At 36.7% G+C, this 23,593-nt stretch carries 16 protein-coding genes and 1 pseudogene; 6 read left to right on the top strand and 11 right to left on the bottom strand.

What is annotated here, in order from left to right; genetic code table 11:
* Positions 1-48 precede the first annotated feature (48 nt).
* Together yobL and yobK are read left to right on the top strand one after the other, a co-directional pair.
* Positions 49-1,851, top strand: a complete 1,803-nt coding sequence (gene yobL / locus ACQVGS_RS10295; protein WP_491831555.1) for an LXG family T7SS effector ribonuclease toxin YobL — start codon at positions 49-51, stop codon at positions 1,849-1,851.
* Between the two features lie 9 nt (positions 1,852-1,860).
* The gene (gene yobK / locus ACQVGS_RS10300; RefSeq protein WP_491831557.1) at positions 1,861-2,319 is read left to right on the top strand and encodes a type VII secretion system immunity protein YobK; all 459 of its coding nucleotides are present in this window, start codon (positions 1,861-1,863) and stop codon (positions 2,317-2,319) included.
* A 651-nt stretch (positions 2,320-2,970) separates the two neighbouring features.
* Here the strand turns inward: yobK and ACQVGS_RS10305 are convergent.
* Positions 2,971-3,060, bottom strand: coding sequence for a putative holin-like toxin (locus tag ACQVGS_RS10305; RefSeq protein ID WP_072692678.1), 90 nt, complete (start codon positions 3,058-3,060; stop codon positions 2,971-2,973).
* Positions 3,061-3,287: 227 nt separating this feature from the next.
* Here ACQVGS_RS10305 and ACQVGS_RS10310 point away from each other — a divergent pair, with 227 nt between their 5' ends.
* A complete protein-coding gene (locus ACQVGS_RS10310) occupies positions 3,288-3,755 on the top strand; it encodes a DUF4879 domain-containing protein (protein ID WP_316274377.1) in 468 nt (155 codons plus the stop codon).
* 5 nt (positions 3,756-3,760) lie between these two features.
* On the top strand, positions 3,761-4,117 hold the full coding sequence (locus tag ACQVGS_RS10315; protein ID WP_099043164.1) for a hypothetical protein: 357 nt from the start codon (positions 3,761-3,763) through the stop codon (positions 4,115-4,117).
* 41 nt (positions 4,118-4,158) lie between these two features.
* Here ACQVGS_RS10315 and ACQVGS_RS10320 read toward each other — a convergent pair whose 3' ends face one another.
* Entirely contained in the window at positions 4,159-4,494 is a 336-nt protein-coding gene (locus ACQVGS_RS10320) for a YolC/YozM family protein (RefSeq protein WP_491831560.1), read from the bottom strand.
* Positions 4,495-4,667: 173 nt separating this feature from the next.
* On the opposite strand from ACQVGS_RS10320, the gene ACQVGS_RS10325 reads away from it, so the two are divergent.
* Both ACQVGS_RS10325 and ACQVGS_RS10330 read left to right on the top strand, forming a co-directional pair.
* Entirely contained in the window at positions 4,668-5,000 is a 333-nt protein-coding gene (locus ACQVGS_RS10325; protein WP_491831562.1) for a YolD-like family protein, read from the top strand.
* Positions 4,993-6,241 (top strand): annotated as a pseudogene (locus tag ACQVGS_RS10330) (Y-family DNA polymerase). The gene ACQVGS_RS10325 and the pseudogene ACQVGS_RS10330 overlap by 8 nt, the downstream one beginning before the upstream one ends.
* Before the next feature lie 162 nt (positions 6,242-6,403).
* Here the strand turns inward: ACQVGS_RS10330 and ACQVGS_RS10335 are convergent.
* The 9 genes from ACQVGS_RS10335 to ACQVGS_RS10375 form a co-directional block, all read right to left on the bottom strand.
* Positions 6,404-7,564 (bottom strand): response regulator aspartate phosphatase, encoded by a 1,161-nt coding sequence (locus ACQVGS_RS10335; RefSeq protein ID WP_095533086.1) that lies wholly within the window; start codon positions 7,562-7,564, stop codon positions 6,404-6,406.
* A gap of 153 nt (positions 7,565-7,717) precedes the next feature.
* Positions 7,718-7,969 carry a phage holin gene (locus ACQVGS_RS10340; protein WP_042976275.1) on the bottom strand — a complete coding sequence of 84 codons (252 nt, stop codon included), beginning with the start codon at positions 7,967-7,969 and terminating at the stop codon, positions 7,718-7,720.
* Positions 7,970-7,989: 20 nt separating this feature from the next.
* The gene (locus ACQVGS_RS10345) at positions 7,990-8,382 is read right to left on the bottom strand and encodes a hypothetical protein (protein WP_017696898.1); all 393 of its coding nucleotides are present in this window, start codon (positions 8,380-8,382) and stop codon (positions 7,990-7,992) included.
* 115 nt (positions 8,383-8,497) lie between these two features.
* Positions 8,498-9,601 (bottom strand): N-acetylmuramoyl-L-alanine amidase BlyA, encoded by a 1,104-nt coding sequence (gene blyA / locus ACQVGS_RS10350; protein ID WP_491831565.1) that lies wholly within the window; start codon positions 9,599-9,601, stop codon positions 8,498-8,500.
* 170 nt (positions 9,602-9,771) lie between these two features.
* A complete protein-coding gene (locus tag ACQVGS_RS10355; protein WP_041337019.1) occupies positions 9,772-12,327 on the bottom strand; it encodes a peptidase G2 autoproteolytic cleavage domain-containing protein in 2,556 nt (851 codons plus the stop codon).
* Between the two features lie 42 nt (positions 12,328-12,369).
* Positions 12,370-13,191, bottom strand: a complete 822-nt coding sequence (locus ACQVGS_RS10360; RefSeq protein WP_491831803.1) for a hypothetical protein — start codon at positions 13,189-13,191, stop codon at positions 12,370-12,372.
* A gap of 14 nt (positions 13,192-13,205) precedes the next feature.
* Complete coding sequence (locus ACQVGS_RS10365; protein ID WP_283912385.1) at positions 13,206-15,848, bottom strand: DUF7361 domain-containing protein; 2,643 nt, start codon at positions 15,846-15,848, stop codon at positions 13,206-13,208.
* Between the two features lie 12 nt (positions 15,849-15,860).
* Entirely contained in the window at positions 15,861-16,622 is a 762-nt protein-coding gene (locus ACQVGS_RS10370; protein WP_283912384.1) for a distal tail protein Dit, read from the bottom strand.
* A gap of 43 nt (positions 16,623-16,665) precedes the next feature.
* Entirely contained in the window at positions 16,666-23,559 is a 6,894-nt protein-coding gene (locus ACQVGS_RS10375) for a phage tail tape measure protein (RefSeq protein ID WP_491831568.1), read from the bottom strand.
* Positions 23,560-23,593 lie beyond the last annotated feature (34 nt).

Raw genomic sequence — 23,593 nt, forward strand, 5'->3', positions numbered from 1 at the left:
ATGGTTGTGGTAAAATTTACATAGAGTAGGGCTAGGAAGGAGAATGATATGAAGTTATTTGAGGCTGATTCATTACTCTCTGAAGCAGATAAAAGAGCCAAAGAGTATAAGGAACTAAGGTCGCAAATGGTTAAGCTAAGAAAAGCGTTTAAGGACGTAGCTGACCTAGATGACAGTGAGTTTTCAGGTAAGGGAGCAGACAACATTAAAGCATTTTATCATGATCATGTCGGTGTTACCGATCAATGGATTGACCTTATTGATATGAAAATTGCTTTCTTAAGCAGCATTTCTGCAAAACTTGAAGATGCCAAGATGTCTGATGCTTACATAGAAGAATCTTTTTTAGAGCATGAACTTGTCAATGCATACACAAAATCAAAATCCATTATGTCTGAACAAAAGAAAGCAATGAAAGATATTTTAAACGACATCAATGATATTCTCCCCCTTGAGATATTCTCAACAGAAGACTTCAAAGACAGACTTTCTTCTGCAGATAACAAACGTGAAAAAACAATCGATAAGCTAAACAAACTTGATGAGGATTTAAAAACTGAGTACGCTGAAACAGAACCAAACGAACAATTTATTCAGCAAGACTTTAAAAAGCTACAGGAATCAACAGGCAAAGGGAAGAACGCCACTCCGATTCACTATAATGCCAAAGCGTATAGAGAAAGTGACATACATAAGAAAAAAGGCGATATTGAGAAGCATTCTGAATCTTATTTAAGCGTAAAAAAAGAAGAAGCTAGAGAACGTGAAATAAAAGAATTGAAAAAGAAGCTTAATGACGGTGTATCTGACCCTGATGAATATTTAGAGATTGCTAAGAAAGTAGGGTACGAGAATCTGGAGCCAGCTCAAGTGCAACTTGCAGTGCAAATTGAACAAGCGAAGCAGCTAGAAGGAGCAGGAGAAATCACCTGGGATATCGTAAAAGGTGTAGGAGTAGGCTTATATGATGTAGGAAAAGACACTGTAACCGGCATTTGGGACTTCATCACCGATCCAGGAGAAACACTCTCAGCACTGGGGAATGCAATTATTCATCCAGTGAAAACATATGATGCAATATCTGCTGCAATTGAAGAGTCCTATCAAAAGGATATGGTGAATGGGGATGCCTACTCTAGATCAAGATGGGTGACCTACGCTGTTGGTTCAACAGTTACAGCAATTGTTGGAACAAAAGGTGCAGGGGCTATCAACAAAGCAGATGTTGCAGGAAAGGTCATAAACAAGGCAGGGCAAGCAGGGAAGAAAATGAAGGACGTTAAGATTCCAGATTTACTACCTTACAATCCTAAGTATAAGCTTGCTCTAGCAGATAACGTACCATACAATGTGGTTGATAGCCAAAACCTTAAGAATGAACTTCTGACTAATGCGAAGAAATTACCAGATGGAACAAGAAAGCCGTTTACTGGACAAAAGATTAATCCACCATGGATAAATAAAGAAAAGTATGAAGCGTATGAAATAAAGGGGAAGGTGAAGGCGAAGGGGAAAGTTAAAGATGTAAGCCGAAGAGTGTATACTATGAAAGATATAGATATTAATCAAAAAACAGAATTCGGCGTTACAAATCTTCAACTAATGAAAAACGGGAATGCCCCTTATGCAAAAGATGGCACACAGATTAATTTACATCACTTGATTCAAGAAGAACCTGGCCCAATGCTTGAAATCCCGAACAGTTTACATACAAAATATAGTGATGTCATTCATAAGCTTAAGTCTGATGGTGAAAGTTTTAGAAATGATAAGGTTTTAAAAGCACAATACGAGAGCTTTAGAAAGAGATATTGGAAGTGGAGAGCGAAACAATTTGAGAACGGAAATTGAGGTGTTCAAATGATTTATTCGAAGGTTGAAAACTTTATTAATGAAAATAAACAAAATGCCATATTTACAGAAGGCGCAAGTCATGAAAACATTGGTCGTATTGAAGAAAACCTTCAATGCGACCTTCCCAACAGTTATAAATGGTTTTTAGAAAAATACGGTGCTGGTGGTTTATTCGGTGTTTTAATTTTAGGCTACAACTTTGATCATGCATCAGTTGTAAATAGAACTAATGAATATAAAGAACACTATGGTCTTACTGATGGACTTGTGGTAATTGAAGATGTTGATTACTTTGCTTACTGTCTAGATACAAATAAAATGAAAGATGGAGAATGCCCTGTAGTTGAATGGGATAGGATAATTGGTTATCAAGATACTGTTGCAGAAAGCTTTATTGAATTTTTTTATAATAAGATTCAGGAAGCGAAAGATGACTGGGATGAGGATGAAGACTGGGACGATTAAGCAAAAGTATTGCAATTGACAGTTTTTAAAGACCGGTACTTATTGAATCTGAACTCAATACATTAAGGTATCAAGGGCTTTAATGGTAAATGATACTGAAAAGGAGTGAGATTCATGGGGGGATTTTATTTCTTTGGTGGTTTGATTTTAGCTTTTCTAATATGTGTTGGTTTATTATCTCTTGGTGCTTATATGCTTTGGAAACTTATAAAGATGAGCTAGGTTTGATGGAAGCTGGGATTTGATTTAAAATAGCTATTTGCTTAATCTCACTTTTAGTAAGTTGGAAATATTCTTATGCTTGAGAAGCTGTACTGTAGGCCTAGTTGAAGATAGGGCTGCTGATCCGATTAACACAATACCAAAGTATTGTTGCTTGTCGAACCTACATCTTCAATCTAAATAAAATAATGGTTTTAACCATAAAGCAATAGTATTGCAAATACCATTTCTATATGGTTATAATTAGGGTAATGATACAATTATATAATTATTTTATGCATTTGTTTAATTGGATTGCATAAAATAAAAAAGACCAGGGTGCTACCAACACCCCGGCTCTGTACAAAAAGCTGCCCATCAAAGGGCTTGCTCATTGGTTCTTAGTTGAGATAGACCATTCCCTGAACTTTCTGAGGGCTCAAGGGAGGTCTATTTTTTGTTTATATACGTCAACAGGGCAATTATAAAAGACCCAAATGCAAGCATGAGTATTAATGCTTGGAATGTTGACATTAGCATCACCCCCTTTCATAGGGGATGAGCAAGACTCCCTTGAGTGAGCAAACTTTATGTACAGGAAATATTATACTATACATAAATGTCCTTGTCGTTAAAAATTCACAATAAATTGACAGTATGAAAAGAACGTGCTTAATGCAGGTTCTTTTTTTTATTTCAAATATTAAACAATTTCCTTCAATTGACGATATTTAACATGTAAACTTGTTCCAAGGAGGATTTAGGAAATGAATAAGAGAATTACATATGTACTGCTTGCTCTTCTAGCAGTTGTTGCTTTCGCTTTCACTGGTTCATCAAAAGCAAAAGCAGCAGAAGCATTACCACTCTACTATCTACAAATTACAGGGATTACATCAGACGGAAACGATTTTGCTTGGGATAACATCACTTTTAGTCAAACCAAAGCGCCAAACGTTTTGAAGGGGAATAAACTATATGTGAAAGCTCGGTTTATGGGTTATACCAAGTTAACAGTTATCACAGGCAAAGATGGTAAAAATCTGTTGTATGACGGCACAGCTAAAATGTTTAAATCTGATGCTATCCTTGGTCAAAATAAGGTGGTAATAGGCTGGGATAAATATTTTGAGATTCCAATGGACGCACTTCAAGATAACTCAATTCAGATAAGAGCACTAAGCTCAGGTACTACTTTTCTTTATAGCCAAAAAATTGATTTTGAAAGAGAGTGAACCAGGTGATTAGCACTTCTAATTATGATGTAACTAAAGATCCAAAATTCTTAGCTTTTTGTAGCTTAGCAACAGAAGGGTATGGTCAGAATAATACTCAGCAATCTTCCATAGGTTTTAACGAGTTTTGCGAAAAACTTGAGAGAAATGAGATTGTTAAACCCGAGAATAAAAAAAGCACGCCTGATTTGAATAAGTCTTTAGAAGACTGGAAATTAAGATTTACTGCAGGAGGAAACCTTTCTGCAATGGATTCGCAGGTATTAGATATTATCAAAAAAGCTTATAACTTAGGCATGGTTAATAAAGATAATATGCTGTTACGAAATGAAGCAATTAATGCTTATAGAAATTCTATTTGAATAATGAAAACAATGCCCAGCTTAATAAAGTGCTGGGCGTTTTACTTATTGAGGTTATTTACTTTCAAATACTCTCGATGTTCTTTCTCCAACTTTTCAATATCATCTTTGAATATATAGATCTTATATTTTTCCTTTGCTTCTCTAGAAAGATTATCTTTTAAATATTCACGGAGCTTTGCTTCACTTTTGGTTTGATCCATGCCAATTGTAATTGCCGGATCTGTTTGACCAATTTGCACACTGAATAAACCAAATTCATCCCGAATATTATCAATTACTTCCAAAGGGGACTTTTTATTTGCTTCGATTAAAGTAATACCCGACATAATCAAAGTAGGAACTAAGACCAAAAATCCGATTAGCCTCTTCTTCATTAACCATTACACTCTCCTTCGTGGAAAAGAATCCCTCCTTTATTAATACTACGTATATCATTATTGACCTTTATATTTTATTACCAACATTTACATCGAACTTTCGTTCGTATTTTTGTTGAATAAGGAACGTTTGTTCTGTTAATATTAGATCAATAAAGGAGTGAGTCGATATGCTTAGAGATCGAGGAACAATCAAATATACGTCAATTATGCTTCCAGAACATTTGACACAGCTTAAACAAGACTTACTTGATGCATCAAAAATTGAAAAGCCGTCCTTAGACGCTCAACAAATTGAAGAGATGGATATTCTTGTTTCTGAAGCACTTGAATTTAATAAAGAGTTGAAATTCAAACTCTTTAACAATGGATTCGTTGAAAATGTCGCCGGCCGAGTCCATTACATTAATTTTGAACAACAAAAGCTTCACGTTAAAGATCCGAACGACAATACAGTCTATATCAACATGAATAACATCATAGGAGTCACATACAATGATTGATTACTCACAATTTCCACGTAAAAATATACTTTGTGTCGATATGAAATCCTTTTATGCTTCTGTATCGGCTGTCACAATGGGTTTGAACCCCTTAACTTGCTATCTTGCCGTTGTAGGGAATACGGAGAGACAGGGAAGTGTAGTATTAGCTTCATCTCCTGCACTTAAAAAAGATTTTGGAATCAAAACAGGATCGAGACTATTTGAGATACCTGAAGATCCAAGAATACACATTGTAAATCCGCAAATGAAGCTTTTCATCAGAGTTTCGACTGAGATTACAAAGCTGTTTTACAGATTTGTTCCTGAGAAATGTGTCCATACGTATTCAATTGATGAATCTTTTTTAGATGCAGGAAAAGAAGATCCTGAAGAAATGGCCAAAGCAATTCAAAGCAGCATGTGGAGAGAATTTGGTTTGATGTGTACAGTAGGCATTGGAGATAACATGTTACTCAGTAAGCTTGCGCTTGACCTGGAGAGTAAGAAAACAAAGAGTGGTATTGCACGTTGGAGATATGAAGATGTACCAAATAAACTCTGGAAGGTTCACCCGCTGTCTAAAATGTGGGGAATAGGAGGGAGGATGGAAAGAAATCTGAATCGGATGGGAATATCAACTGTAGGTCAGTTGGCTAAATTTCCTTTAGAGCTGCTTGAAAAGAAGTTTGGAATAATGGGAAACCAGTTGTACTACCTCTCACGGAATTGATTTATCAGAAATAGGTGCTCCGTTGATGCAAGGTCAGATTAGTTTTGGTAAGAGTCAAATTTTAATGAGGGATTACACAAGAAAAGAAGAGATTAAGGCTGTTCTGTTAGAGATTTGTGAGGAAGTCGCAAGAAGGGCACGTACCCATAATAAAGTTGGCCGAACAATCAGCCTGGGAATTGGATACAGCAAGGATGAGCTTGGTGGTGGTTTTCACCGATCCAAAACAATTGATCTTCCCACAAATATCACCATGGACATTTATAGGTGCTGTTTGATGCTCTTTAATAAGTTTTACTCGGGTAAAACAGTGAGAAGTATCTCAGTTACGTTATCAAATATTGAGGATGATGTTAATCAGCAGTTGAGTTTATTTGAAGTGGATAATGAAAAGAGAAGGAAACTCGGGTTTGTAATGGACGGGATTAGAAGCAAATACGGATCGAAAGCGATTCTGAGAGCAGTTTCTTATACACCTGCTGGTACTGCGCTTCACAGAGCAGGGCTTACTGGTGGACATAAATCATGAGAATAGAGGGAAGCTCCCTCCATTCTCCTTACTTAGTTATTAGTTTTTACGTTTCGGCTCTTTCAGCAACTTTGAGCGTATCGTTTTGTTGTTGGAGATAGGAAGCACCCACTGTTCCGGCAACACCGAATAATAGAACTGCGCAGATAATTAGTTTTGTTTTCATATTGCTTCTCCCCTTTTAATTTGTCTTCTTGCTTCATTTGCCAAACGATAAAATTCAATTGCACCCCAAGCTTCTTTTTTTGCTGTGAGAAAATCAGCTATGACAACTCCATAGCTTTCCATATCAGGGTACATACCTCTTTCTCTGAAGAACTGGAACGCTTCTCTTACTAAATTTAAATCCGAGTCCAAGAAAAGACCTTTAACCATTTTCAGCTTTTCAATAACTACTTCATTGTTGTACTGTTCTGCTATCTGCTTTGATTGTTCATAAAACGCTTGAGCATTTTTAGTATCGTTTTGCCTTCCTTTTAAGAAGGAGATAACAAACAATGTTTTAGCTGCATAATCATGGTTTTCTGGCTCAATGATTTGGAGCGACTTATTAAAGTGAAAAAATGCTTTATCAAGTTCTTCCATTTGATTATAACATAATCCAATATTAAACAGTGCTGAACGTATTAAATGTCCACGATTCTTCTCATTTTTATTCAGCTCTTCTGCTTCTTGGTAAGCTTTATATGCTCTTTTTAACGCCTCATCAAACTTCATGCTGTCCAGTAAATTGCCAAATATGACGAATTGACAGCGTACTTTTTGTACCCCGTATGTAGAGTTTCCATCAACATCAGGTTGCTTTTTAAAAATATTATAGGCTCTCATGGCATAATTCATTGAAAAATAAGTTTGTTTCATGTGGTAATACACTTCTGATAATTTAAAATAAAATTCAGCTTTTTCAACTTCAATATCTTCGCTATCGATGGAGTCCAAATGTTTCTCTGCTTGTCTATAGTGATTAAGGGAGAACGTCAACTCTTTTTGTCTAAAATAGAACATGCCCATGAAAAAATAATAGTAATATTCGAGCATTCCTGTTAAGTTTTCATGACCTGCATACTCTTTTAACTCACCATAATTTTTCTCAATGTCCTTTATGGCGTTAGGGTACATATACGATAGCATTAATTTATGTCTAAATTCGAGTAGAGAGTAGTATAGCAAGACATCTTGATTCTCTTCCATAATCTTTATTTCTTGCATAACTTCTTTTCGCATTTCCTCTGCTCTACCGACCCAATTCTTTTTAATTGCTACATACCAATGATTCATTTTTGTCGCTACCAAGTCATAGGGAATGACTTTTTCAGTCTTCAAGTTTCAAACCCCTTTCTGTCCTTTTTATTATATAGTTGCACTGGAGGAAAGAAATGTAAAGAGATTTGTATGAAAATTACAAATAAATTGATTATGCGTAAAAGTTGAAAAAACGAAAAAAATACCCTCCTCAATTAAGAGAAGGGTAGGGGGTTATCTCGGTGAATCATAATCCATTGCTTGTTCACTATCAGAAATACCTTGAGTTGTTGGGTCAACAATGATGCCCATTGCAGTTAAAAAAGTTAGAAGTGCATTAAATTTCTCTGTCAAATTGTCACCAAATACCGTCAAGTCGTATCCAAATGCAGAGGCAATTGCTTGTACGAATAAAAGCGTTGCAGAGAAAATTGCAACAAGAAATGTCTTCTTTTTCAGTCTTACTTTCCAGTTGATTTTAGTCATTTAATCGTCTCCTGTTGATTTTATTTAAGGCCAAAATGTATGAGCAACCATGCACCTATAATAGTGGCAATCACACTTGGTAGCACCTTGAATACAAGGTCTTTAGTAAACTGTGAGGGATCAATTTTACGAGTAGAATCAGAGCGTTCCAATATTTCAACTCGATTGTCTAGTTTTTCATATGATTTGCTTAGATTTTTTAAACTGTTACTCATTTCGTTAAGAGTACTGAACTGTTCTCTTGATTGTGCTTGAGAGTCTTTATTAATTTCGACTTGTTGCTCAACAAGTGTAGCTATACGACCGATAACATTTGTTCTTTCTTCAAGAGAGTCAATCTTGTTATTGGTGTGTTTTGCTTTTTCTTCTAGTGCACTTAATCTTGAAATGGTGCTTTGCTCAAAGTTATCCATTTGTCACCAACCTTTAATGAATATAGGAAGGTGACTTTACATCACCTCCTAAATTAAGAGGATATTCGCTGATATGAATAGAGCAGCAAAAATCCTCCGAGATTATTGAATATAATTAAATCTTTGAACCGAATTGCCCTGAGATGTATCCACGTTTACCGTTATAAATAACTTCCCAGTAACCTTTTGGATTGTTTTTACCTTTAACTGAACCAGAAATTGAAATAGTGCTTCCAAGCTTAACTGTGCCAATATTTTTAGAACTATTTCGATCAGGTTTGTCCATTACGATTGCTGCGCTTGATACACCGACAATTTTGATTTTTCCCACGGATTTAATAGATGAGGAGCTTGAAGAAGTTGATGTTGTTTTTGGGGCAGAGGAAGAAGTTTTAATTGTTCCTGTAACATCAACATATTTGTCAGAAGCAGTGATGTAATATGTAGCACCTTTAGAGTTCTTAACTTTATATTGATACGCAGATACAACTTTAACTTTCTCAACAACTGTAGGAAATCCAATGCCTTTATTTACTGTGCCGACAACATCTTTATCTTCCCAAGATGGTTTTGAATAGAAGCGAAGACCGTCAACTTTTGATTTTAGTGAACCACTTACTGCTGATGAAGAGGAAGGGGAGGAGGTTGTTGGTTTAGTTGGAGAAGCTTTTGAAACAGATTTGCCTGACATTTTTGCCTTTACTCGATTTTTAAAGTCTACAAATTTTTGGCCGTTAGATACCCATGGTGCAGGGCAATTCTTATGAGTGATGTCATAATGACGAACAATATCAACAATAGGATCTAAACCAAACTTATTACATAATTCAACGAATACATCCTCAGTTCTTTCAACTGTATCTGAATGGAATGAACCGTCTTTTTCAAGGCACATTTCAACTCCAATAGATAAAAAGTTAGCGTTAGGTTTTAGCGCAGCAACTCCTCGATAAGGATTTCCGGCACTATCTCTTTGCTGAATATCATTTGCATGGTAAGCTACTTCATTTAACGGAATGATACAAATTGCTTCAGCCTTATCTACGAAAATGTGAGCTGATGCATAAACTTGTGCATTGCTGAAGTATCTGCGATGATTGTCTGCGCCGGCGCCCGGATTGGCTGTATAATGAACAACTAATTTCTTAACACCATTTAACTTTAAACCAGGTCGAGTATACTTGTTTACCGGAATATAATTATTTGTATAAGCTGACAAAAAACATCTCTCCTAAAATTAAATTTGAACACAAAAAAGAGAGAAGGAGACTAAACCCAATCTCTCTTTATCTCACGTATGCTCTTGTTATCTCTGTCTTTCAAGTATGTGTTTTGAATAAAATCTATATTTTATCTAGAACGTAAACACCTCCTTAATTTTTAATGCATTTAGATTGTAGGGGTGATAAGACATAGCGCTACACCATATCCTCGTTCTTGTGAATACGGGGTTGTGATACGCATTACATAGTAACCTGAACCATCCTCAGATTTTGACCCTTTACCGGCTTTAGGAATTATACGATCACCAGCTGCAACAGTCCCATCAATACGTACAAATATCTGGCCAAACATTCCTACGACATTCCATTCAGGCCGATCAGACCGAGCAATATAATCTTCAGCAGGTTCATAATAAGGATTTTCTTTCGGAACTGTTTTAGTTTCGATTCTTTGTGTACCGTCTTCATTTGTAACTGTTACATCAATATCTTCGTAAATCAAACCGCCAAATTCGTTCTTCAAATAACGGCCTTGCCAGTTAAATGCTGCTTCGCCTAAAACTACACCAGCTGTTTCAGAAATCACTCCTAAAACTTTATCTCCTGCGTTGGCTTTTCTGATTTTGTCACCTTCTAGAGTTACAAAATAACCAGAAGGAATGGCTTTACCATCAATCGATTCAAAATACTCGGCGTAATCTGAGAAAGTGGAGGCACCTTTAACTTGACCGGTAAGATTAATATTCCCATTCTTTGCATCTAATTGAATCTTTGTATTTGCTGTAGAGGGTGCACCTGTAGCAGCATATCCTAAAGCAACTGTGTAACCTGTTTTATTGGCAACACCTTGGGAAGCTATGACCATCCTAGATGATCCAGTGCCTTCAATTGAAGAGTTATTTGAAGCGGCAACCATTGAACGACTGCCTTCAGATGTGGTTTTAGAACCGCCAGATGAAGCGATTACTACGTTACGAGGGCCATCGGCTTTAGATCCACCAGTTGTTGCTATAACTGCAGAAGCAGTACCCGTTGCTTGTCCACCACCAGAAGAAGCAGCTACAAGACTAGTATTTTTAGCAGCGTAGCCAGAAGTTGTCGCAATCCTTGTGCCACCTTTAATATTTTTTGGTACAAAGGATGTATAGGTTTTTCCGGCAATCTTCGAGGGGATAGCGTATTTATCACAATTGACTGCGTTAATGTCAACTTGAGAGTTTGTACAATACAAGCCAATAGACCCTTCTTTGCTGTAACCAATTAAACTTGCTTGATTTACACTAGCGTTCTTAATAGCACTGCCAATTCTGATGCCAATTAATGCAGACTCAAGAACATTTATATTTGATAAGGACACAAAGTCAGATTTTTGACTTCCTCCATAAATATAAATATCTGCTCCAGCTGTTTTAAATCCAGATGAAGAAACATTATTAAAAGTAATGTTCCTGCTTTTATATTGAGTTGCAATAGCTGGATTACCTTTATAGTCATAAGAAGGGTCACCGATAGCTGTGAAATTAGAAATGTTAACATTTTTGTAAGCAGAAATAACCAAAGCTCTTGGTGTCATTCCAGCGTATAGCCTATCGTTGAAAATTGGTTTTATTGCTGTGCAGTTAGAAGCCATAATATTTCTTGCAGTTTTAGATTCTGGGTCACTAGCTTTATGGAATCCAATGTGTCTAAAATCAAAACTTCGAATATCATTTTCAGATACACAATTTAAAAAGGTGACATTCTGTGCTGCTGGTGCATGTTCATGAGCTTTAGCTTCAAATCCTCGGCAGTTATTCTTACTGACACAGTTGATCAGCCACACTTTCATTGAACCATCATCAATTTCAAATCCATTTGTGTTGCTGGCGCCTGATGTATGAGCTGATCCGTTTCCATCATATGAATAACAATTTGTTATAAAAACATACTCTGAGAAGTGGGTTGTGAAACCATCGTCGCCAAAGTTCGTTGCTGTACAGTTATTAATCCAAACGTATTTACTTCCACCTGGTTGATAAACATCTTCTGTATCAGTAAGGGAGTTATAAGAAGGAGAGGTTACATCAAACCCGTGTAATCCTGCATCTTTTGCATGAACATTATTTACCCATACAAATTGTGAATTGGTAATGTTTAAGCAACTTGAGTTGGGGCCAGAGGAAATGCTGTTGTTAGTCTTCTGAAGGTTCCAGTCAAGCAAGAGGTTTTCAAAAATGATGCACTTTGAATTTTGAACAGTTGTGATGACGTGGCTGTATGCGGGGGCATCTTTATGAAGTTTAATAACTGAGAGTTTACCTGTTCCATATAATCTAGTATAGGATGGAACTTTCAATCCTTTAACCATATATGTTCCAGCTGGCACAAATACTTCTGCATATCCCATTTCAAAAGCTTTGTTAAAGGCTGCAGTGTCATCAGTCACACCATCGCCTTTAGCTCCAAAATCCGTAACGCTAACTCTACGCTGAATTAATGCATTTAATATCTTCTCGACAAGGTTTGTACCCGTAATATGAAAATCATCTATGTTCCCAATTTGATTAGATAGTCCATCAACTTTCTCAGTGACGCTACTTGAAACACTGCTTACTTGTTTTAGGATATCCTCGAAAGTTTGCTTAATTGATGGCGCAGTGTAAGAAACGCCATCTGATTTAAGCAATTCAATCGACATGGGAACATAGGAACCAGTATTTTTATCATAATATTTAAATCCCATCTAATTCCTCCAAATTAAAAAAGAGACTAGTAGATTCTCTTTCTAATCAATTTCATACCAAATCATACCTGATTCAGGTGCAACATTTGATATGATTACTCTTTGTTTTTCAGGTACCAAGCCTTCATCTTGATACCATATATAATTCGCACTAAACGGTTCGACAGCACTTAATAAAATATTAAAACCTTCATATACTTCTGAAGTACCAATGTCTACCCAGTCAAATCCATCCCACCTATAGACTGTTTTTGTTTCTTTAACTGCAACAGTCCAGCCAATAAGTGGGTTTGGATACGTTGTAATAATATCGGCGTATGTATAAACTGAAGGCTTATAAATTTTTCTTGTGTTTTCAACAACATATTCATAATCGGATGTAGCTTCTCTGCACCATTTAGTTATTTCAATACATCGCTTTGTAACACGTTCACATTCAGCAATCCGTTCATTCATTCGAATTATTGCATCTTCAGCTTCATCAATAAGCCCTTGTAGAGTTTCAATTACCATATTCCCTTGACGCTTTATCCAAATTCGAGAGGCGGGAAAGAAGGAAGCTCCTTCGCCACTGTAATTGAAGGTAAGTGATTTTCCTTCGTTTGAAGCATTAAAAAAGACAACTCCCATAAGGTAATCAACCTTAAAATAGTTGTCGTCAAGTTCTCCATCTTCAATCTCTCGCCATTCCTTATTGTCCCCAGTAACTTCAACACGAAATTCTCTGTTCGGAATCTCAGTTAGGAGTGCTCTTCCATTAAATATTGTCAATGTTTCATTGTAAGTTAGGTACGGGTCTTCAACTGAACCTATTCTCTTTTTACTTAGTATCGGGTCATTGTATAATTCAGCAAAATCCGCCAGTTTAATCACCTCCGTTAATTTTGTTGATAAGCTTCCCAGATATATTTAACGTTTAATTTATTGCCCCTAAAATTGCTATCTGCTCCTGTAATAAACATGAAGTTGCCTAAAGCGCCGTAACCTGTATCTCCGCCTTTTAAGGATAATCCGGTTGAAGTTACCTGATAGGTATAACCGCCCAAAGTGCTTTCAATAACAAGTTGACTGTCCTCGGTTGAAATTGGAGTTATTTTTACCAAATCGGGAGTAAAGGTGAGTGGGATTGCTTTACTTGGAGTACCATCACCTATATAAGAACCCTTTGCAAACTTTGGGGGAGTGAGGATATCTTCAACTAATACATAATCAGATGCTGCCCGTCCACCTAACATCTCTGCATTACCATCTATAGAACCACTAATTATCCCTGATTCATTTCGAACGGGGATTGAGTTTGGGGAAGTAGATGTAGAAGCAGGAAAACCATTCAAGGAGTCTGCTGATCCTGCAGATGAGACAATCCATTCCTCTCCGTTAAACAGTTCCTGTTTATTAGTCTTTGGGTCAATCCAAATTGTCCCTGTTTCTGGATCTTCTGGCTTAGCTTCCGTGGAGATTGTATAGAGACCGTTAACTTTTCCACTAAGGCTTCCTTTTACTTCAATTGAAGGAGAAGGGAGGTAGGGGTTTTCAGAAGGATGGCTTGATTTAACTATATCCGAAAGAAGAATCTGATTTATATCTATATCTGCATCTACTCTTCGATATGCTTGAACACCAATAGTGTAGTACATATTTGAAGGTAATCCGGTAAAAGTGGCTGTACGTCTGTCATATTTAACATTTTGTAAGTTCTCACTAGCTTGCACAGAGCCAAATGTGTACTCCTCATTGTCATCACTACCGTGTAAGTAAACCTCAAACCCATCGATGTTGTATTTGTCTTCATTGGAATCAACATAGTTCCACTGAATGGTAATATCAACTGAGCCGTTATCATTTACCTTATGGGTGATTGCCGTGCCATCAGAAGCAATGGTAGGGGGTGCTGGCTGCACTGAGATTCTATCATTTCGAATATTGAAGTTTTCAGTTACTTTGTCCCATTCAATCTTTCTTTTGTTTAATTCAGTACTTATTTTGTTTGTTCTGTAAACGGTTTTTATGATTTTCTCAAAATCAGATTGAACTCTTTTTCCATTTGTAACTGTGACACTAATATTTGATTGTTCAAAATCAATTGTTATTGCTGAAAGTATGGCTTTAATATCGGTATTTAAATCACTCTGTTGAACTCGTACTGTGTCTCCTAAACTGAACCTATCCCAGTTATGTTTTTCACTAAGACAGTTAAAAAAGTTTACTATATCGAGTGTTACATTCACTGGCGGTGTATTACGACTTTCGAGTTCTTCGTTGGCATCATCATAAAGTTCATTCTCATCATAGATGCTGTCATTTGACCACTCAGTTGTCGAAATGAAACGTGAGAGCAGTTTTTGCTGATTTTCACTAAAATTGTTCTCAAAAGAAAGCTTTTCTTTAAGCTTAGAAATTGAAGCAGATATTTGGGAAATTGTTGATTCAATCGTAGCAATTTGGTTTTTCTTTTCTGCAACTGCTTTCTGCTTTATGGCGAGTTGAGCTTTTAGTTGACTTGTGTCATCTCCAGCTTTCTTCGCAACTTCAATTCGATCTAATAACTTTTGGACTTCAAGATCGAGGGTGTAAAGCTCGTTATTTAATTCGGTTAAACTAGTCTCAGCTTCGTTCTTTTGGATGAGAAGTTTATTAAACGCATTTCCTTCGCTATTAACAAGGTCATTATAATCAAGAATTGCATGACAAAGTTCATCTGGCATATAGGCACTGTGGGAAATTACATTTCGTTGTTCGTCACGTTGAAAGGGGAAGAGGAAATAAGAGAAATCATCAATGTACGATTGTCCAGTCGGGTTCACTGAATTAATACTTATGCCATCTTTTCCAATAGCATACAGTCTTGTTACCAATTCGTCTGCATCATCAGAATCGTCCATGCTAATCATATATTGCCGAGGGTTCAGTTTAAGGCCTTTGTATTTCGAAATGTCTGATTCTTTATAAAAGCTTACAGTTTCATTTACTGTATCAAAGACTGGGACTGCATCGAACTTCTCGCAGATTGAATATAAAAAATCAAGCTTGTTAGTTGATGATACGTCAAACTGTCTCCGTTTTATGTTAAAGAGAGTATCTATGTATCCAACCGTCCAACTGGTATTCTTTAAACAGTCTGTAACTACTTCCTGGAGATTTTTAGATGTCTCCTCATATTTAAGAACGTTTATTCTACTCAATTCATGTTGAAGAGATCTGCACTCAATTTGTACAGTATCCATTTCACTGCTGAAAGACTTGGTTCTTTTTGTGATAATAAACCAAATCGTAAGCCCATAGAACTCAGTTTTAATTAGGTACCAGGGTTTTAGTAAATCTACAACATGATTCCTTTTAATGACCCCATCATAGGTGGCCTTAAGCGGAATAGAGAAGGAGAGTTCGTGAACGCTGCTTCCATGATTTAAAGTTACAGTTGGATTCAGAACTTCATCAATGTTGGCTATTTTAGTCTTATCTGGCTTAGCAAGGGATAAGCGTATGTTTTTTATCTCTGTATCCTTGCGAATAGTTATCAATTTTTCACCTTCTTACCGATACTTAAATCTGAAAGTGAATCTCAGTTTGCATTTTCCGGTCACTTTTAATCGATTTTTCCCGTAATCCAATCTAATATAATTGTCATTAAAATCATCATATCTTTCATTCCCATATAAAGACGACTCAATAATTTCTTTGAAGCCATTCACTTTAACAATTTCTCTGTCTTTTAGATTGCTGAATATAAAGGGATCAGTATAATCACTCAGGTTCTCGATTTTTACATCGCCGTCGCCAATTTTAAGAATTTCAACAGTAGGGTAAATCGCAACATCGCCTTTGTTATGGAGTTCAATGATTTTCATTCCTGATGATATATCAAAGGAATGAGTACTTGTGTTTCGACTATATGCATAAGGGGAGTTGCATTTCATTGTCAAACGAACATATCCATGTCTAGCCGCATTATGAACTAGATCACTGGTATCTACGGGCATTGCATAATACACAATGTCTAAATTTTCACTGAAAGCTAAGGGCTTGTAATCATCGACATCTAGCCAGCGCTTAATTGCTCTTATTTTTTTCTCATCATAATTTTCACCAACATAAAAGTTTAAAGGGAATTGTTTTGATTCTCTTTTGACTCCTTCAGTGTACGGCTCTGATCTTCCTTTTACATAAGTTTCATTAACTGATCGTGAGCCCAAAAAAGATTCCTCAACTAACCCTGATTCTGTATTAACGTTTTCTACACCGTATTCGATCGACTTTACGTTATCAAACATGAAATATTGGCTCTGTTTAATCACTTTTTCACCCCCAATATAAATAGAGCCGGCAATCTTAGCCGACTCATGTGATGTTGAAATTTAGTCCAGTATTTTTAAGCCCATTTGCTAATTGTTTGTACACTAAGCTCGCAGTTTCTTTAGCATTACTAGCTTCTGTTACATTAATTGTGAATGAGTTCTGATTGTTTGATGTATTCCCTTGAGGTGTAGAAGGGGTTACAGTAGGTGTCGAGAAGTTCTTAAGAGTTGGAATTAAGCCTTTAGTTAGACTTGTTTGACTAGCAACTGCAGCGTTCATTGCTGGTGTAACAAGAGAAATACTCTTACTTAAAACATCTGAAATTTTACCAGGTTGACCCCATTTAGAGGTAGTCTTTACTGAATTGTCAGTGGACGTTTGACGAACTTGTTTCACAGCTTCCAGCATGTTTTCAGTATCTGTCTTGTTTAAAATAAGTTCCTTGTCATGTAAGAATGCAAGCTTTCCTGCTCCAAGTCCTGTGCCTGTATATCCACCAGAAGCAAATGATGACACCTTTTTACCTGTTGTATTTCCTGTTGTAACGGTATTTAATGCACTGGCAGCGTCCTTAAGCTTATCAATCAAGTTATTGGAAATACTTTTCCCAATCGACTTCATATTCTCGTTAATGAACTTGGTGAATTCATTAAGCTGTTTAGCGATATCAGTGATTTTACCATCCATAAGCTTATCTTCAAGCTTTTTGAATGCTCGTTCATCATTTACCAGGTCATCGTACTTGTTGTTAATTGATTCTTCATCTTTATCAAGCTGATCTTGAAGGGCTTCTTTCCGTTTTGTGTTGCTACGATCTTTTATATACTCATCCAAAGCTTCCTGTTGTTCTTGAAGTTGTTTCTCTAGGTCTTTGACTTGCGATTTAGCCTCAGAGGAGTCGTCCATGGAAAGTTTACTGATCTTATCTTTTGTTTCCTGTATTGCTTGGTTTTTCTCCTTCAATTCCTTTTGATATTTAGCTTCTTCGTCTTCTTTGTCGATCTCATCAATCTTATCTTGTGTCGCTTTCTGATGGGCTTCTAACTCAATATCCCGCATTTTTTCGTACATCTCTTTGTAGATGGATACAACTTCATCAGCCAATGATTTATAGATATCCTTGATCGACTTCTTGGTGTTATAAAGCTCAAGGTTAAAATCTTTCTGTTTATCTTTCCAGTTTTCGATTTCTTCAGTGATCTGTTCCTGGATGTCAGGGAAACCTTTCGCAGCTTTCTTTTGCTCTTCAAGCTGTTTGATATATTTTTTGGCTTCCTTTTGTTGTTGCTGAATGAGCTTTATCTGCTTGCTATAGTACTTAACCTTGTCCTCATCTTCTTCAGTCATTGAAATTTTATTATCAACATCTTTAATTTTCCCTTGGGTTTTAGAAGATGACTTTTCAATTGACTTAAGCGTCTCATCAACTTTAGATTGGACAAGTTGCTTCTGTAGCTCACGAACCTGATCTTGAACAGAAATTAAATCTAGCTTGGCTTGTTTAAGCTCTTCTTGAAGCTGGGCACGTTGAGCGGAGTTTAATGCTTTATTTGTTTTTATTTCTTTTTGAATCCAATTAACTTTTTGTTGTTGGATTTTAGCTTGTTCTGCAACAGCTTTTTTCTGATCAGAGGTGTATTTGCGGAATTCCTTGCTGTCAGAAGTGTATCGGTTAGCCATTGATTCATCTTTAGCTATCCGAACATCAAAATCCCCAATTCTTTTATCAAACTCATCGAGTTTGGATTGAACTAGTTCATACTGAAGTTCTTGAATCTGATCATTGACTGAATCTATATCTCCTTGAAGGGAGAGAAGATCAGATTTAGCCTGGGCTATCCCTTGTTGCCGTTCTGCCTCAGCTTGTGACGCATCTGAAATAGATGTTCCAATACCTTGCATGTACTTTTCAGGATCGATTGTTTTTCCATTTTGTTCGATCTGTAAATGAAGGTGGTTCCCAGTCGAGTTCCCTGTGCTACCAACTTTACCAATAGTTTGACCGGCTTTAACTGATTGACCTGTTTTAACAGAAGGAGTGTTAAGCATGTGCATGTACTTGGCAACTGTTCCATCATCCTGTTTAATAACAACCCAGTTACCTGCAGTTTTACTGTAGCCAGCAATTTGGACTTTACCACTTTGAAGAGATTTAATTGCTGTACCTGCTTTTGCAGCAAAATCAGTTCCTTTGTGTGGGGAAGAGCGGAGACCGGATTCCTGCTGTCCATATTTGGAGCTTACCCTAAAAGCGCTATTATTTGTATAATAGCTGGCGATTGAAGAAGTGGCAGAGGAGAGGGATTTGCTGTAGTTGGACATGATCTTCTTGACGTAATTCTGTGTTTCTTTAAAAGGAGGGATACCACCATATTTAATTACGTTACCAGGCCCAGCATTATATGCAGCCAATGCTTTTTCAACATTACCGCCAAACTTTTCAAGCTGTTGGGCGAGGTACTTTGTTCCACCCATAACATTTTGATAAGGATCGTATGCGTTATTTACTCCCAGGCTTTTTGCTGTTGCTGGCATCAGTTGCATTAATCCCATGGCACCTACACCAGATCGTGCTTTAGCATTAAACCCTGATTCTTGCTGAATTACAGCTGCAATAAGGGCAGGATCAACATTGTATTTACTAGCTGCTGAATTAATGTAGCTTGAATACTTTCCTGAATATGATCCACCAGTTGAGGAGAGGGTTCCGCCAGAAGAAGTTGTAGAGGTTACAATACCGTATTGAGTAATGTTACCGGATTTAATTTGATCTTTAAGCAGCTTAGCTTGTTCCTGCATAAGCTTTTTCTTTTGCTGAAGTGCTTTAATTTCTTTCTTAATTGCATCTCGATATTTCTGAGAGTATTTTGGATAATCATTGACCTGCTTGTTGTACTTGTCAATCTCAGCATTAACTTTTTCTAATGCTTCCTTGTATTTATCAACAACATACATGGAAGTTTTTACTTCTTCAGAAGCTTTTTCTGCAGATGAAGACATATCTTCCATTGATGTACCAGTCTCTGATAGAGAAGAGGAGGCTAAATCAGCTAATTTATCAAGTTCATCAAGTTGATCAGTAATGTCAGTAACTTGATTTAAATCTTCTTGGGTTTTAGGAAGGTATTGAATTGCTCCGCCATTACCTTTTTTCATTTCCTCAAGAATTTTCTGTTTTTGTTTTTCAAGATCTGATTTCAAATTATAAGCATCTTGAACAGTTTTGATTGCTTTAACTTCAGATTTATACATATTAATCTTCTTGTTTAAAGCATTAGCTTGATTTATTAGATCCTGCTTAACAGACTGCTGCATGTCATTGTATGCTTTTAGCTTGGCGTCACGTAGCTTAACAACTGCATCTCTGTTTATTTTCACAACGCCATTTTCAATTGAAATAGCGTCTGCAAGATCGTTTTCTTTCTGGATTAACTTCATAGCTTCCGAAGCTGATAAACTTTTACCTTCAGCCATTTTCTCAAGCAATTCATTTAAAGGGGAGATGTTATCAGCCATGGCATCATAAGCATCGTTTTGCAGTGCGGAAATTGCTAAATCATTTTGTTTAGAATCAACAAGGTCACTAATAATGGAACTAATTTCTTCAAAGTCACCTTTGGCATCTTTAAGTTTGTCAGATAGGGTGCCAACAGATTCTCCTAAAGCATCTATACCTTCTCCATTTTCATCCCATGTTACTTTAGCTGATTCGGCTGAATTGTTTGTTGAGTCAATAGCATCCTTAAGATCCCCATAAGAGAGTACAAGACCATTTGCCTTATCAGAACCATTTACATATTGACTTATGAGGTTTTCAAGACCTTGAGAGGCTTTAGAAAAGTCGGTCTGATTTCCAGATTGTAGAGCCTTTTGTATCTTATCCATATATTGAGACACATTGATAGAAAAGGACTCTAACTGCGATGCATCCATTTTGCTGAAATCAATTTTGTTAAATGCATCATTGACTTCCTTGGTAAGCTGAGGGTTAATTTTTACGGAGTTAAATGCTTCGACTGTTTTGGAAACTTGCTCACGGATTTTTGACTGTGAGCTAGAGAGTGATTGTTCAACACGAAGAGCCTCTTGTTCAGCTTTAACACCTTGATTTTTAATTGAGCTGTCATCTGCAAAAGGATTTTCAAAGAATGACCAAAAACCCTTACCTTTTGAGTATGTATCAGCCATCTTTTTATATTGATCAACTTCAGCCTGAAGATCCTTAATTTCTTTCAAACTATCAGAAAAAGTATCTTTAGCACCCGTTTGAATATCTTTCTTATTGAGGTCAGCTAGTTCTTGTGTATATTTGATGGCATCTTGTAGAGCATCATTATTTTTAATTATTGCTTGCCCTTGTGAGTCGTAACCAGCAACTAAATTAGGAAACGTTTGAGCTAATTGTTGCGTGACCTGAAGATACTCCTGTTCTTTTTCAGAACTTAAGGTACCTGATTCTTTTGCTTTTTGAAGATCTTTATATTGAGCAATTAATTGATCAGTTGTGTCTTTATTAGTTGTAATGGCTTCAATACTTGTGATTTTAGCTTGTTCAAAGTCTTCGCGGGCTTGTTTTAATTTTGAATATGAGGATATTAGCTTCTCAATAACAACACCAAAAGCCATCATTGCTGCCATAGGGAGGAAGCTGCCAGCTAAGAAAGCTCCTGTAGTCATTGCTGCCTTTTTTAAGCTTGTTAGTGAAGTTGAAAAAGCAGTTGTGATTTTACTCCAAATTGCTGTTTTGGCTGAAGCTGCTGTCACTCCAACCGTAAAAGTATTAAAGTTAAGGATAAGATTTTTTAGAGCTGCACCCATTGCAGTACCTGAAGTTATAGCACTTGCACGAAGTGAAGAGTTAAATAATATTACTGCAGCTGTCGCTGCTCCAAATACTTGCGGAAGTAATCCAACGGACTTGGTTACTTGGGCACTTAATTGCATTAAACTTTTTAACGCATCAGCGAACACTACGATACTATCAGATATTAACGCTTCACCTGATGCCACAGACATTTCTGTAAAAGCATTGGATAAACGATTAACTCTTGCTTGCAAGCTATCGGCATATTTTTGTTGCTCTTTCCATGAACTGCCGACTGAATTAGCAGCAGTATTCGCAGCACTTTGGGCAATGGAGAAGTTATTCATCATTGCGTTAAAACGAGATAACTGGTAAATACCCGCAACGCCTATTGATGTATTTTGTTTCTGAGCATCACTTAACGTATCCCATTTCTCAGCGAGTTCCTCAATTAATTCGCTCGAAGACTTAGCTTCACCGCCAGCTGTTTTAACTGAGATACCAATCTCTTCTAATGCCTTGATTGAACTTTGGTTATTGCCAATACGAGCAAAAATGGTCTTTAGTGAGTTACCTACAACATTTCCTGACTCACGAGTAGTACTGGCAATTGCTGTTGTGTAACCAATCAAGTCGTTTAATTCAACACCGAAAGTAGAGGCTGTAGAGCCGGCTTTTCTAATACTGTTTGCAAGGTCTAAGGTACTAACTGCATAGTTGTTATCGACTTCATTTAACTTATCTGCAATTGATATAGAATCACCGGCTGCTACATTAAAGTTAAGCATTGCAGCTGTTAAGGTGTTAACAGTATCGTTAGGATTCAAATCAGAAATGTTCTGTAAGACCTGAGCGGTTTTAGTTACATCTCCAAGTTCAGATTCACTAAAGCCCATTCGTCCAAATGAACCAGTGATTTCAAGGATATCCGAAATTTTATTAGATAGCTGATCACCAAGATCAATTGAGGATTGCAGTAGTTCATTAAATTTGTAATCAGGTAAGTCCATGACTCGTCTAATGTCTGTCATTAAAGTATCGATTTGAATGACTTGTTCCACCATTGACTTTAATGCTTGAACCCCTGAATAGAACATCGTCCCACTCAGAAAATATGCGGGCATACGACTAAATGATTGTGCTAATTGTTCTCCAAAGCCTGAAACATTAGAAGAAGCAGATGATGCATTCGCAGATACTTCTCTGAACTGCATATTTAGATTCTGCATTTGTGTTCTTAAATTAGGAGTTCTTGCCGTAAGTTGGTTAACTGAGTTGAGATAATTCTGAAGGGCAGAGGAGTTAGCGGTACTAAGTGAACTGCCGTAACGAGTATTGAGGTTTTGAACATTTATTTGCGCTTGACGTTGATATAATTGAACTTGATGCTCAAGTTCTTTTGTTTTTGCTTTAGCGGTAGAGGAATCATCAAGTCGTTTAATACGATTTGCAATTTGATCAATTTGAGCAGCAGTTTGAGCACCGTTAATTGAAGTGGAAAGTCGAGAGAGCGCCTGGGAAGAGACTAATCCTTTTTCTCTTAACTTTTCTAGGCTTTGGTTTAGTTGTTCAATTGCTTTCCTTTGTTGATCGTAATTGGTTGTGGTTCTTGAAGAAGTTGCATTAGTTTTAGGGTCAGTCGTATAAACAATGTCTTCAAAACCGTTACGGTTTTTCTGTACAACCTTTGTGGTTTGGCCTTGTAAGTTCTTTTGTTCGGTCTTTTTTTGTACTTGACCTAATTTTTCAGTGGCTTGAGCGAGTTTGTTAACTTCTTGAGTTTCTTGCCTTAGAGCAGCATTGCGATTATTAATTATTTTAGTTTCACGTTGAAGAATCTCACCGTTTTTCTTGTATTGCTGGGTGAGCTTTTCAACTGATCCATCAGCATTCTTAATTACTGTGGACGTTTCTTTTACTGTTTGATTATAGGATTTTAGATTTTTTTGATACGCATCTACAGCAGAAGAGAATTCTTGCAGAGCTTTTAAGGTTGTAGAATCAATATTTGTGTTGAGTTTGAGGGAGTTAAGCTTCTTTTCTAAAGATTTGATTTGCTGATTTAACTGGTCGACAGTTTTTGATGAGGTATCAGCTTGCGGGGTTAATATGATTTTGAGGTTTTGACTCAAGTAAGAATCACTTCCTTTCAGTAGGGGAGGGAGG

It is taken from the genome of Bacillus sp. SD127 (assembly GCF_058566445.1).